The sequence below is a fragment of the Caldicellulosiruptor changbaiensis genome (assembly GCF_003999255.1).
Classification (GTDB): domain Bacteria; phylum Bacillota; class Thermoanaerobacteria; order Caldicellulosiruptorales; family Caldicellulosiruptoraceae; genus Caldicellulosiruptor; species Caldicellulosiruptor changbaiensis.
This window is the reverse complement of sequence record NZ_CP034791.1, coordinates 562,342-576,016: the sequence shown is the minus strand read 5'-3', so window position 1 is coordinate 576,016 and position 13,675 is coordinate 562,342. Positions and strand designations below refer to the sequence as shown.

12 protein-coding genes and 2 pseudogenes are annotated in these 13,675 nt (G+C 29.5%); 13 read left to right on the top strand and 1 reads right to left on the bottom strand.

Features of this window, described 5'->3' with window-relative positions:
* Positions 1-3 precede the first annotated feature (3 nt).
* Positions 4-1,232 (bottom strand): annotated as a pseudogene (locus ELD05_RS02570) (IS256 family transposase).
* Positions 1,233-1,739: 507 nt separating this feature from the next.
* Here ELD05_RS02570 and ELD05_RS14975 point away from each other — a divergent pair.
* From ELD05_RS14975 to ELD05_RS02500, 13 genes and pseudogenes are all read left to right on the top strand, one after another.
* Positions 1,740-2,986 (top strand): annotated as a pseudogene (locus ELD05_RS14975) (IS110 family RNA-guided transposase).
* 518 nt (positions 2,987-3,504) lie between these two features.
* Complete coding sequence (locus ELD05_RS02560) at positions 3,505-4,374, top strand: lysozyme (RefSeq protein WP_127351240.1); 870 nt, start codon at positions 3,505-3,507, stop codon at positions 4,372-4,374.
* Between the two features lie 71 nt (positions 4,375-4,445).
* Positions 4,446-5,195 carry a hypothetical protein gene (locus tag ELD05_RS02555; protein WP_127351239.1) on the top strand — a complete coding sequence of 250 codons (750 nt, stop codon included), beginning with the start codon at positions 4,446-4,448 and terminating at the stop codon, positions 5,193-5,195.
* 672 nt (positions 5,196-5,867) lie between these two features.
* On the top strand, positions 5,868-6,476 hold the full coding sequence (locus ELD05_RS13960; protein WP_164742569.1) for a hypothetical protein: 609 nt from the start codon (positions 5,868-5,870) through the stop codon (positions 6,474-6,476).
* A gap of 22 nt (positions 6,477-6,498) precedes the next feature.
* Positions 6,499-7,182, top strand: coding sequence for a hypothetical protein (locus ELD05_RS02545; protein WP_164742568.1), 684 nt, complete (start codon positions 6,499-6,501; stop codon positions 7,180-7,182).
* A 239-nt stretch (positions 7,183-7,421) separates the two neighbouring features.
* Positions 7,422-8,078 (top strand): hypothetical protein, encoded by a 657-nt coding sequence (locus ELD05_RS02540; protein ID WP_127351238.1) that lies wholly within the window; start codon positions 7,422-7,424, stop codon positions 8,076-8,078.
* A gap of 11 nt (positions 8,079-8,089) precedes the next feature.
* Positions 8,090-8,290 carry a hypothetical protein gene (locus tag ELD05_RS02535; protein WP_127351237.1) on the top strand — a complete coding sequence of 67 codons (201 nt, stop codon included), beginning with the start codon at positions 8,090-8,092 and terminating at the stop codon, positions 8,288-8,290.
* Between the two features lie 703 nt (positions 8,291-8,993).
* Entirely contained in the window at positions 8,994-9,494 is a 501-nt protein-coding gene (locus tag ELD05_RS02530; RefSeq protein WP_127351236.1) for a GNAT family N-acetyltransferase, read from the top strand.
* A 1-nt stretch (position 9,495) separates the two neighbouring features.
* Complete coding sequence (locus ELD05_RS02525) at positions 9,496-9,819, top strand: hypothetical protein (RefSeq protein WP_241243581.1); 324 nt, start codon at positions 9,496-9,498, stop codon at positions 9,817-9,819.
* A 102-nt stretch (positions 9,820-9,921) separates the two neighbouring features.
* Entirely contained in the window at positions 9,922-10,533 is a 612-nt protein-coding gene (locus tag ELD05_RS02520; RefSeq protein WP_127351235.1) for a hypothetical protein, read from the top strand.
* A gap of 349 nt (positions 10,534-10,882) precedes the next feature.
* Positions 10,883-11,500 carry a hypothetical protein gene (locus ELD05_RS02515; RefSeq protein WP_127351234.1) on the top strand — a complete coding sequence of 206 codons (618 nt, stop codon included), beginning with the start codon at positions 10,883-10,885 and terminating at the stop codon, positions 11,498-11,500.
* Between the two features lie 819 nt (positions 11,501-12,319).
* The gene (locus ELD05_RS02505) at positions 12,320-12,925 is read left to right on the top strand and encodes a hypothetical protein (protein ID WP_127351233.1); all 606 of its coding nucleotides are present in this window, start codon (positions 12,320-12,322) and stop codon (positions 12,923-12,925) included.
* A 174-nt stretch (positions 12,926-13,099) separates the two neighbouring features.
* Positions 13,100-13,594, top strand: coding sequence for a ferritin-like domain-containing protein (locus ELD05_RS02500; RefSeq protein ID WP_127351232.1), 495 nt, complete (start codon positions 13,100-13,102; stop codon positions 13,592-13,594).
* The last annotated feature ends 81 nt before the right edge of the window (positions 13,595-13,675 follow it).

Below are 13,675 nucleotides of genomic sequence, written 5' to 3'. Positions count from 1 at the left end.
TATTTACTTTATATACTCTTTCAAACGCTCAGAATACATTATCAAAAGCTGATTTAATATTATATCTCAATTTCTGTACCTCTGTGTCCACTTTCTTACAACATTTTTTGTTGCAAGATAAAGCATCTTTTCTAACGCTGTATCGTTTGGAAATACTGATTTTGCCTTTGTCACTTTTCTAAATTGTCTATAAACTCCTTATATGATGTTTGTGGTATAAATTATCTTCCTTATTCTGCCGGGGAAAACTTAAAAAACGAAGTCGGTAGCTCCCAGTTGTTTTCCCAGCTCCTGAACGCATAAGGATACTGTTTCCCCCATTTTTCTTTTACCTGATAAAAATTGTCCAACGCTTCTTCTTCATTAGTTGCCTGATACACTTTTTTAAAATCTTTTGAAAATTCTTTTATATGCTTGTATGAAACATACTTGAACGAATTTCTGAGCTGATGAATAATACACCTTTGAATATCGCTTTTTGGAAATACTGCTTCTATTGCTTCTTTTAATCCTGTTAATCCATCAACACAAAGCAGTAATACTTCTTCCACTCCCCTTGTTTTCAAGTCATTCAAAACACCCAACCAGAATTTAGAACTTTCACTTTCTCCAATCCATATTCCCAAAACATCCTTATATCCTTCAATGTTAATACCCAAAACAACATAGGCAGCTTTATTAACAATTTTACCCTCATCTTTTATCTTGTAATGAATTGCGTCCATGAAAATAAACGGATATATCTTTTCCAATGGTCTATTTTTCCATTCTCTTATTCTGCTGAATAATTTTCTCTGTAATTTTGCTAACCATTTCAGCAGATATTTCGATACCATAAATATCTTTAATTTGCTCATGAATGTCTCGTGTTGTCATTCCTGCAGGAAATACAGGGCTATGATTTTGTCTTCAATCTCTGAAATATCTCTTTTGTACTTAGGAATTATCTTGGGTTCAAATTCGCCTTCTCTATCCCTTGGAATATCAAGTTCCATTTCACCAAACTTAGTTTTGACAGTCTTTTGACTATAACCATTTTGGGAATTTGTTGTTTTCTTATTTCTGACATCATATTTTTCGTAGCCTAAACTTTCTTCAATCTCTGCTTCTAAAAAACCTTGCAGCACATCTTTAAATATGTCCTTTAAGCATTCATAAATGTCGCTTACACTTTGGATGTTATTTTTTCTTATGAATTCAAGCAATTGCTCTTTTGTTAAAACATTTTCCATAACAAAAACCTCCCCGTATCATATAATTATCAAATCAATTAAAACTTCATATCTCAATTGGTACATTTAATTATCAGTACCAATTGATTACTGGAAATTCATTTTGATAATGCACCTTTCTTAAAACACTCATTTCTCAAAAATTGAATATTAAAATTGACTGCTACAGTTTAAATTTGCCCTTTATCTTTGGTAAACTAAAATCAGAAAAAGTTTAAGCCTGATTTAGTTTATTTGGATATTTTTGATCACCTCCTGCTGGACGTGCTTTGACATCTGCACGCCACAGCTTGAGAAAGACTGAACCCCAAAGGATTACATGAGTAATGTTTACTCGTTTGCTGTGCACTGGCAGTTTACCACATCTGATTTGAGCATATCAGATGTGTGCACCCTGTAAACTGCTCCGTAGCTCTAATATCGGCGAGGCTGCATTACATGTAATCCCCAGGGATAAAGGGCTTAACACTTTTTCTTACCACTACTTGCAAAAAGGAGGTCTTCAAATTGCCAAATACTTTAATCGTGGGCATTGATATCAGTAGTCAGTCAAATTCTATCTTCTTCATCGATGATGCCGGTAATCACTTGATTAAAAAACCTTTTTCCTTGCCTAATGATCAAGAAGGCGCTAACGAATTAATCAAAAGAGTTATTGACTGCCTCAGCCAGTATAATCTATCCTGTATTAAGTTTGGCATGGAAGCAACTTCACATTACGCTTGGCATCTGCACTTGTATCTTGCTTCTTCATCTGAACTGCTGCCATATAAACCAACTTTTTATGTTCTCAACCCAAGCATAGTCAAAGGCTTCAAAAAAATCTACACTTTCTTGCCTAAAACAGATAGCATCGATGCAATTATCATCGCTGAATGTGTCAGGTTCAGCAAACTCAACCCAACACCTTTGCCTGATTTTAAATATGCTGCACTACAACGCCTTACCAGAATGCGCTATCATCTTGTTCACAATCTAACTCGCGAAAAAAACAGAGCTCTCAATCTCATATACCTTAAATTCTCTACTTATTCTCAAGACTGTCCATTTTCAGATATCTTCGGTAAAGCTTCTTGTGCTATCATCGAAAACTTTACACCTGATGATATCGCTTCTATGCCTTTAGAAGACTTAATTAAATTCGTATCCGATAACGGCAACAATAGACTCTCAGATGTCAATAAAATCGCTGAAATACTTAAAACCGAGGCTCAAGCGTTCATACAGATTACATCCTCTGTTGGCTGAGGCAAATGACTTAGCTTTGTCTATGACCCTTGAAAACATTAGATTTATGCAAGAACAACTTAAAAAACTCGACAAAGAAATCTCAAAACTTCTTAAAGCTTTCTCTCAAACATTAACAACCGTCCCTGGCATAGGAGATGTTCTTGCAGCCGGCATCATCGCTGAAATCGGTGATATCAAGCGCTTCAAAAATGAAGCTGCTTTGGCAAAGTATTCTGGCCTTGTTTGGACTCAGTACCAATCAGGCAACTTCAATGCCCAAGATGTCTCATTAGCTAAGTGTGGTAACCAATACCTGAGATACTATCTTGTTGAAGCTGCTAACTGTGGACTGTAGCACACAGTACGCTACAAAGCCTTCTACAACAAGAAGTTCTCAGAGGTTACCAAGCATCAGCATAAACGTGCCCTCGTCCTAACCGCAAGACGCTTAATTCCCCTGATCTTTGCAATGCTCTAGCCTTGGTCAAATATATCAAGAAAGAGGTGATGTTTACAATACTTAGTTAGTCCCAATTTTTTAATTTAATAATCTTTCCCAAACAAGCTGCCAGTTAAATTTTTCCATGCTGAGCGGCTCGGTATTTTATTGTCTTTTTTGCCCTAATTATCTAAAAAAATTTTTTAAAAAACCCCCTTGACATTATACCGTTTGTCTTCTTGGATATTTTTGTCTATATTCTGATTCTTACCAAGAAGGAGGTCCTTATACTTTACACAAAATTATTTATAGTCTCCTATTAATAACTGATTATATTTTAGATTTGGAAATGAGCTACATCAATTTTTATTAATTGAACCCCTTAAGATGTAGCTCTTTTTATTTGATTTATAAAACACCCGCAAGAATTAAAGTGCCTTCTCAAAAAACATATATTGTCTATTTTTTATATATACATTTTTAATTTATTGTTGCTTTTTTGTTTAAAATCACTATTGTTTTTACCTGTATTTTTCGATATACTTTTGTATTATAATTCCATGATAAACAAAAAACAAATGAAAATAGGGGGTTATGAGGAAAATGAAAAGTATTGTATTAACTTCTAATAATCTTAATTTGACTCTTAAAAATAGCTCTTGCCTTCAAAACCTGTCAGCCCAAAAAAGTACTGCAGAGCAAATTTCAAAAAGCTATCTCTCACCTTCAAAACAAAATACAGCCCAAAACAACTCTAAAATTTCGCCTGCCTATGTTTATGAAAAAGGTTTTCCTGCTGATGAGTTCTATGGTAAAATAGTTTACGAAAGACCTGGTTCAAATTCTGTATCGTCTACAACAAAGATAAATGCTGTTTATAAAAGCCAAAATACTTCAACAAAAATAAAAAGATTAGAACCAAGCAAAGCATTATTTGAATTTGTTAAATCTTATGAAGGATATTCCTCAATCGCCTATAGAGACAAAGACGGAGTTTGGACTATTGGAATTGGACATGTATTAAAAGGCAAAGAATTGGAAGAATATGTTGATCTTAAAACTAATAAGCCCAAAAAAGCAATAACAGAAGAAAAAGCATATGAATTTTTCAAAAGTGATATCAAAAATGCAACTGATGCAATAAATAAATTTATGGAAAATAACAAAATTCAACTTTCACAAAACCAATTTGATGCTTTAGTAAGTTTTACATTTAACGTTGGAAAAGCATGGACAACTAATGAAAAATCAAAAATTCGAGCTGATATAATTAAAGCTATTAAAAATGGTATTGATACTAAATTAGAGAAAGAACTTAGAGACGATTTTCTTGTCTATTCTAAAGCTCAAGGAATAGTATTAGAAGGTTTACAAAGACGCAGATACGATGAATGGGAAATGTTTGTAAAAGGAGACTACAAAGTTACAGATATAAATACTTGGAAAAAGATAAAAAAAGAAATTGGTCTTTAGAAATTTTTCATCTCTAAAATTGTTGTATCACATACTATATTTAAGCTAAACAAATTAGTGAGGTGAAATCTTTGAAGACTGAAAAAAAAATTATTGTTCTAATCTTAATCATGTTTTTAATTTTGCCTAACAAACTTGTTTTAAGCAATGATAAAATTGAAAAAGGCTATTACGATTACAGCGGCAAAAAAGGAAGTAAAGATATAATAATGAGCATATATATTAACAACTCAAAAATTATAGGACTCTACGCTTTTAAAGGAGTTAAAGAGCATATAAAAGTAGAAGGAAAATTGAAAAACGGAAAAATAACATTAATCGAATATAACAAAAAAGGCCAAATTGCAGGAACTTTTTATGGTAACTTGAAAACAATAGATACAGTTGAAGGAACTTGGAGTAATGGCAAAATTAAAATGCCTTTTAAATTGAAGCTTGTTAACATAATTTATACGGATTATGGGAAAAGATATAACTTTGTTGGTTTCCCAGACGAAGAAGTAGTAAAATTCGCTACTAACATTCAAAAATATTTAATAAAAAACGACAAAGAAACACTTGCAAAACTGATAATATATCCTATAAATGTTAAAATTGATAGTAAAAAGAAAACCATAAGAAATGAAAAAGAGTTTATCAATAATTTTGACAAGATATTTAATGGCAATTTAAAAAAAGCAATTATCAATGCTGACCCTTTGTTTATGTTTGTAAATCAGTACGGAGCCATGTTGGGAGAAAATGGATATAATATCTGGTTTACAGGAGTACAAAAGAAGGACAAAAAGTACTACTTGTTGATTTATACTATTAATAACTGATTATATTTTAGATTTGGAATTGAGCTACATCAATTTTTATTAATTGAACCCCTTAAGATGTAGCTCTTTTTATTTGATTTATAAAACACCCGCAAGAATTAAAGTGCCTTCTCAAAAAACATATATTGTCTATTTTTTATATATACATTTTTAACTTATTGTTGCTTTTTTGTTTAAAATCACTATTGTTTTTACCTGTATTTTTCGATACACTTTTGTATTATAATTCCATGATAAACAAAAAACAAATGAAAATAGGGGGTTATGAGGAAAATGAAAAGTATTGTATTAACTTCTAATAATCTTAATTTGACTCTTAAAAATAGCTCTTGCCTTCAAAACCTGTCAGTCTAAAAAAGTACTGCAGAGAAAATTTCAAAAAGCTATTTTTCACCTTCAAAACAAAATACAGCCCAAAACAACTCTAAAATTTCGCCTGCCTATGTTTATGAAAAAGGTTTTCCTGCTAATGAGTTCTATGGTAAAATAGTTTACGAAAGACCTCAAAGCAAAATCCATGTATCTCAACAACAAGAAAATTCAATAAAAGCTCTGAGTAATAATGCGACAAATAGCACATCTAAAAAAATAATCGGAGCTTCAACTATTCCATCTGTTTTTAGAAAATTAGAAAATCTTACAAATAATATTAGGGAGAAAATTTCAGATTCATTGAAGAAAACTGAAATAAATGCTATAAGAACAGAACTGAAAGTAGGGTTAGAAGCTTTGAGGCGTGTTACAGACAATAATCTGAAATATGCAATAAATTTTTTCGAGCATGCTTTGCAGGACAAGCCGTCTAAAATAACAATTTCAAATGAAAAAAGCGAATTGTCTCAAAAAATAAAGAAGAATGTAGATTATAAAACAGCCAGGAAGCATATTATTTCTGTAGCTGAAGAATTACTCCCTACAATGAAAGTCGGAGAGATAATAGGACTAAGTAAAAACGAAAAAAATAGAAATAAATATGAATTTCCTGTAACATTTCGTAAAAATCATGATTTAGACCTCTATTTAGCAATAAACAACGCTAACCTGTATTTTAAAAAAGAGAGTGAAAATACCATAAGTATATGGCTTCACGATACTTATAACTTTGATAACCATATTAAAAAACAAAGTTCAATAGAACAAATACCGGACTTAATAAAAGGAAAAATGAGCTTTGGGGAATGGTTAAATGAATTTGGAGAAGATTTGCAGAATATTGGGGTTGTCAAATCATATGAAATTTTTATCAAAATAGAAACAGTTAAGGTCAACGTTCTTTTATAAATAAAGAAGGGAGTAATACCATGTGGTGGTAGGCAAAAAAATTTTGAGAGGATGTTTAATAATTGTTTTATTGGTCATTGTGTTTTTAGTTTTTATTATTGGTTCAACAGCATTTTTGATTTATGTTGTTCCTCACGAACCAATAAAGCGTGTGAAAAGCCGTGCTGAGTGGATTAGATTGTATAAGATATTTGATACAGAGTTTCCTGAACCAATAAAAGAAGAGAAAATAGTAAAATGTGAAGGCCAATTTCTTGACCTATTAATTTTTGACAAAAAAGCCAAACCTGAATTAGAAAAGCTAACTTCAAATTGGCTTTATGTAAAAGATAATAAAATGCTATATGATTTAGATATAAAAAAGCAATATGAAATTGAAGCAGTTTTAGGTACTGTAGAAGAGTTATCTTTAGGAAAAAAAAATCTTCCTGAAGAGTTAAAACCGTGGTTTTTCAGTGAAAATGGAGAAGAATATGATAGTTCAATTTTGAATGAGAAATTAGCTCAAAATATGCTTTCTGAAATGAAAGAAGGATATAAATTTTTTAGATACGAAAGATACAGGAAAGACGGAATAGGACGTGTACTCTCTCTTTATTTTTTTTATATACCAACGAAAAATCATTTATATGTATATAATGATGATTATTACTGGGAGCAAATTGAGTATATTGAAAGAGATAATAGAGAATGTGGAATTAAATGAGAATGGCGTATAAGAAATTTTTCATCTCTAAAATTGTTGTATCACATACTATTAATAAGTGATTATATTTTTGATTTGAAAGCGAGCTACATCGATTTTTATTAATTAAACCCCTTTAAGATGCAGCTCGTTTAATTGATTTATAAAACAAACATCCGCAAATGAAAATAGAGGGCTGTGTAGAAGCAATTTAATAAATCCAATGGATGTACTAAGATTAAAACCAAAGAGTGAAAAGGATGTTAAAAAATGGAAAAATATCTGTTCTTCTATCAATTTTTGTTGTAATAACAATTATTGCTATGGGAATGTTTTTAATCTTTAAAGATGATCTTTTTATTTTTAGAAATAACAAGCCTATTTATACAAGAAACGAACCGGTTTTGGCAGAATTAAAATTTGGATCTACAAAGGGAGAATTGATAAAAAAATTAGGAAATCCCAAAAAGGTTAAGAAAGAATGGTGGGGTGCTTATGGTGATTATGTAGAATATTGTTACTATGATTGGGGTAGCGTTTGGTTAGCACCCGGTAATGAAAATGATTTGAGTAACTATATAATATATGCAGAAATTAACAAGAGAGGAATAAAAGGACCCAGAGGAATTGAAGTTGGAGATAGTTATAAAAAAGTGTTGAATAAATTTAGGTATAGCCCAGAAAAGATTGGCGATAACAAATATTTATACTGTGTCATCTCAAAAACAAAAGATAATGGTTCTAAAAAAATTCAGCCGACCAAGTTTGACGGTATAGAGCAATTTGGTGGCATTGTTTATAATAAGAAAGGAGAGGTTGAAAGCATTTATTATCAAGATACTCTTTATTACGGAATTGAATTTAAAATATCAAAAGGCAGAGTAAAGCAAATTGTGGCATATCATCATGACAATTAAAGGTGAAGTCTTTGAAAGCTGAAAAAATTATTGTTCTAATCTTAGGCATGTTTTTAATTTTGCCTAATACAATTGTTTTAAGCAATAATAAGATTGAAAAAGGCTATTACGATTACAGTGGCAAAAAAGGAAGTAAAGATATAACTTGGTTTACAGGAGTACAAACGAAGGCTAAAAAGCACTGCTTGTTGATTCATACTATTAATAACTGATTATATTTTTGATTTGGAAATGAGCTATATCGATTTTTATGAACTGAATTTCTTTGGATATAGCTCTTTTTATTTGATTTATAAAATCTACTGCAAGAATTAACTTTTCATTGCTTTATTCTCACATGTCATTTTTCCACTCTTATTAAACAATATTAATAATTTTTGAAGCATAACTTTGTTAAATCTGACTATTACGTTTTTTCTTTTTTTTGCTAATATTAAAGTAAATAATTAACTTGAGAGGTGATTTCAATATCTAAAACTTTTGCCTTCTAATTCAACAACTTTGTTCTTCTTATACTATTTTCAAATATACCAAAGAGTCGAAGGGTGATTTACTAAGGATTTCTAATAGACTAAAAACTATAAAAGCACAAAGAATAACTTTATAGCATTCTATATTACCATGGCATTTATAGGTTAAGTTATACAAAAGTACAGAAGAAAGAAACATTAAGGGAAAAACTTTTTCTGTAGCAGCAAAAAATCATGTGCAGAAAAAACAAAAATTGGTTACTGTCTTTACTGAAAAGTTCTTTGGTGTCTTCGGCTTTCTGAAGTTTATTTAATTGTATGTGCCATGCGGTGCAGAAGTAGAACAGTACTTATATCAGATTCTGAACAAAATATAAAGTAAAAAAGGTTTCTGCTTAAATTATGAATTGCAGATATAAATACTTGAATAATGGGGGGAGAATAATTGAGTTATATAAGGTTAGCTAAAATTGAAGATGTAGCTATTATGAGTAGAATACACGCTTTAACGTGGAAAGAAGCTTATAAAGGTTTGATACCGCAAGAATATCTAAATGGGATTTCGGAAGATAAGTGGATCAAGCCATTTACCGATGCGTTATCTAATAAATTGCATGAAGCGGCGATAATAAATAATGGAGAAACTGATACTGGATGTGTTTGTTTTGGCAAATCGCGTGATGGAGAAGCTGGATATGGAGAGATCATATCTATATATGTTTTACCAGCATATTGGTCAACTAGGCAAGGTTATGAATTAATGAATTTTGCTTTAAATAGATTGAAAAAGCAAAATTTTGATTATTGTCACCTTTGGGTTTTGGAAGGTAATACGAGAGCTTTGAATTTTTATGAAAGGTATGGGTTCAGAAGTGATAATAAAGTAAGAATGCTTAACATTGCGGGGGTAAATTTAAGAGAACTAAGGTATTCTATTAAATTATAATATGTTTTATTCTGTAGAAAATAGTTCAGCTGGTACTACTACCTATCCTATAACAGTAAATGGTCAACTACTACAATATGGAAAAGTTGTGAGAGGGCATAAGGCTTCTATAGGCTCAAACGATTACTTATATACAGAAGGGCAACAATTACTCTTAGAATATGAAGTTTGTGTACCTTTAGATAAACCAAGAGTTTCAGGAAGTCGTGTATTTCATAATGGATTTTATTTTGAAATATATTCACGCCATCCAGTTTGGTTAACATATAGTGTATTAGAAGCAACTGTAAATAAAACAGTTACAAACAATTATTATGTTCAATAATGTTAAAGCATATAATACGAACGTACTGCATAAGCCATGAATTATGCAGTACGTTCATATATTTTTTTATTTTTTTCGATATATTGAGAGAGGTGAAAATGCATGAAGAGAAAATTAATTTATATCCATATAGCTTTCTTGATTATAATCGCTTTGATTTTATCTATTTTCTATAAAAATTACTCAGTAATAAAGATGCGTTATATTAACGCTTTTAATGATATGAAAGTTACGGCTTTTAATGAAATAGCTGAAGTCGCATATTGTACAAAGTATATAATAGATAATTTTGATAAAGACGGGTTTTCTATGGAAAATATATCGTATTTAGAACTAAAAGTAAAATTTGTTTTTTTAGCTATAGATGCACTTATGTTTGCACGTATTGATTCTTTTGAGATAGATAATTATGGTACTAAATTAATCTCAATGTACAATACATTTTCTCTTTTTGATAGATTTTTGACAAAAGTTATTGAACATATCAAAGATGGAGGCAAGCCTTTTAATTTATTTGACAACAATGATAACAAGTTTTTAATAAAAACTAAAAAAGATATATATAACGAGTTTTTATTATATCACGACCTTTTTTCAAAATTAGACTTTGAAGTAACAAAGTCTTCTACAGGTACTGAGTTATTTAATAAGATTATTAAAACCTGGGATATTGAAAAGGCAAACAAAATAGTATACCCTTCTGAAAGAAATTAAAAATAAATCTTAGCTTGTGATAGCTTATGAGAAAAAAGATTAACTACATTAGGGTTGATATGTTTATGAAAATAACAGGCAGTCCTTATTTTTATGATTTATTTTAAGGTTTTTAATACAAGCTTTTGGGCATAAATATCTTTGAGAAAAATTTTATAAAAAGGAAAGACTTTGTGATGAGCAAAAAAATGCAGGAATAACACCATTGATTATCACAAGTAATGTAAAGGTAAATAATGTAAATACTATTATTGTAAATTGTAAATAGTTTTACAAAACTTAAAATTTTAGATGAAGCTCAATATATCTACCTTGCATATAGAGGTATTTTGAAATAGGAGGAGAATGGATGAAGAGAAAAATCATTTTTAACCATATAATTTTCTTGATTATAATAGCATCAATTTTTTTCATTCTCTTTAAAAATTACTCAAAAGAAATAAATTACTTCAATAAGGCTTTGAATAATCTGAAAGCAGAAGCCTTTTTAAAAATACGAGATATTTCATGGAATTCCGCTCCAGATAATATAATATCTAACAAAAACAGTATTATTCTGGAACGCATTTTGTATTTGAAATCTGAAGCAGAATGCATGTCGTTTATAATATCTGCTTTGGAGTATATAGATACCGATTCAAATAATGTTCCTTACTACAAGGCAAAATTACATTCAATGTACTCTACATTTTCTAATTTTGTAACATTTTTGAGTAAAGTTTATGATTATATTAAAGATGGAGAAAAACCTTTTAATTTACCTAATGACAAAGATATTAAATTCATAATAAAAACTAAAAAAGACATTTATAATGAATTGCTGTTGTATCATGATTTTTTTTCAAAATTAGATATAAACGTAATAGGACCTGTTTATGGTAATGAGGTATTTAATAAAATTATTGAAAAATGGAGCATTGAAAAGGCAGATAAAATAATATACCCTTCTAAAAGAATTCAAAAATAAATAATGAGCTCGTGAGACTTTGCAAAAAGATTTTAAAATTGTTATAGTTATGTTAATAAAGATAATAAAGATGGTAGTGTACTAAATGTTATAAAAAAGTTATTATAGTGAAAAGGCACTCATTTCAGGGGGAAAATTTTTAATTAATAAAAATCTTACTCTTAAACTTGCTGTTTTATTAACTATTTTATCTTTGATTTTAGTAGTTATTAGCTGAGATTATTATAATGTCAAACATAGATTCGTTAGTTCGAGCCGGGCTGCTAAATACTTTAAATACTTATTCTTTTTGTCAATACGAAATTCTTATAACAATGCTTTAAATGTTATTCAAGACTTGAAAAAAAATAATAATAATCTTGTACTTAATAATAACATGTTATATCTATTTGATTCTTTGACCCAGAGTGAAAGCTTCTTAGAAGTATTGTATAATATAAATTCCAAATACAGAAAATATGAATCAAAGGTTCCGTCTTTATTGTTTACTATCAGGAGTGTTAAATTTCTTGTATCTGAGATAAGTTTTTACTTTTCAAATGGAACACCGATTACCAGACTTGTTGATAATAAACTTAGATAACTAACAAACGAAGACCTTCGCAATATCTTATCAAACTATTGCAGTTTAGTAAAAAACATAATATCTGAAAATGGAAAAATCGTAGAAAGTAATAAAGTTTTAAATAAACCAGATGTATTTTGATAAAATGCTTGAAAAGTGGAACATAAAATAAACAGAGTTGTTATTTCATAAAGAACTTAAAGATGTTAATATAACAACTTAATAAAGTTTTTTAAAAAGCGGGAGGAAGATGAATGAAGAGAAAAATAATTTATATTCATATGATTTTCTTGATTATAATAGTATTAATTTTATGTATTCTATATAGAAATTATTCAATAAAAAGAACGTCTTTTGAGAAGGCTTCGGAGAATTTAAAAGTTAAATTATGTTCAGAAATACAAAGCGCTGTACAACTTACAGATTATATGATATCTAATTTCGACAAAGATAGTTTTTCTGAGGAAAACGTATTGCTTTTAAAATATAAATCTAAAGTTATTTATGAATCTATTAGATTCATCTTGCTTAGTGTAGACCTTGATATGGACGATGATTATTTGGTAAGATTACATTCAATAGAGAGTACATTTGAAACTTTATTTTTATTTTTGAATGAAGTTTACAAATATATTAAAGATGGAGGAACCTATTTTAATCTACCTAATAGCAACAAAATGATAATAAAGACTAAAAAAGATATTTATAATGAATTGCTCTTGTATCATGACCTTTTTTCAAAATTAGATATTAACAATAAAGGAAATTATAAAGGTATTGAATTATTTAATAGAATCATTGAAAAATGGGATACTAAAAAGGCAGAGTTAATAGCATATCCTTCTGAAAGAATTAAATAGCAAATATTAGCTTTATAATAGATTTTATCAAAACAGATTAACTTAAACTGTAGTACCTGCATTTATTAAAATAATAAGCAATTTTCATTTTTATGATTTTTTAAAGTTTTCAATTCTTGTTTTTGGGTATAAATATCTTTGAGAACAAATCTTATTAAAAGGAGAGACCTTGTGATGAGCAAAAAGATTGAGAACATATTAAAGTTTGGAATGAAGATGGAGAAAAATGCGCAAGACTTTTATTCTTTCTACGCAAATAGCCTGCAGGATGAAAATCTAAAAAGACTTTTTGAAGAGTTTGTAAAGATTGAGCAAGAACATTATAAGTATCTTGAGAATATTCTAAAAAGTCTGGGCAGCCAAGAACCACCAATTTCAATTTCATGGGTTGTAGATGACCAGAACAAAATGGTGGACCCGCATATATTAGTTGATAACTCCAAAATTTTGGAAACTGACTTTTCAGACCTTACAATTTTAAGGCTTGCATACCTGATTGAAAGCGATTTTGCAGCATTTTACAAACAAGCTGCTGAAAAGGTTGAAGATGGCAATGTAAAAGGTTTGCTTCTACATCTTGCAAAGTGGGAAGAGGAACATGAAAAATATTTCAAAGAAAGGTACCATAGCCTTATGAAAAAAGAGTGGAAAGAAATTGATTTGTTCTAAAAAAGACCTACAAAAAAGCAGTAAGGGAGCAGTCTTTATTCTATTCTTCAGACAGCTCCCTTTAAATATTTGTTTGAATTA

Bases quoted from the DNA above. Each gene is read 5' to 3' on its own strand.
- ELD05_RS02560 (WP_127351240.1), top strand. From the start codon at position 3,505: ATGAAAAGTATTGTATTAACTTCTAATAATCTTAATTTGACTCTTAAA.
- ELD05_RS02540 (WP_127351238.1), top strand. From the start codon at position 7,422: ATGTTAAAAAATGGAAAAATATCTGTTCTTCTATCAATTTTTGTTGTA.
- ELD05_RS02525 (WP_241243581.1), top strand. From the start codon at position 9,496: ATGTTTTATTCTGTAGAAAATAGTTCAGCTGGTACTACTACCTATCCT.
- ELD05_RS02520 (WP_127351235.1), top strand. From the start codon at position 9,922: ATGAAGAGAAAATTAATTTATATCCATATAGCTTTCTTGATTATAATC.
- ELD05_RS02515 (WP_127351234.1), top strand. From the start codon at position 10,883: ATGAAGAGAAAAATCATTTTTAACCATATAATTTTCTTGATTATAATA.
- ELD05_RS02505 (WP_127351233.1), top strand. From the start codon at position 12,320: ATGAAGAGAAAAATAATTTATATTCATATGATTTTCTTGATTATAATA.
- ELD05_RS02500 (WP_127351232.1), top strand. From the start codon at position 13,100: ATGAGCAAAAAGATTGAGAACATATTAAAGTTTGGAATGAAGATGGAG.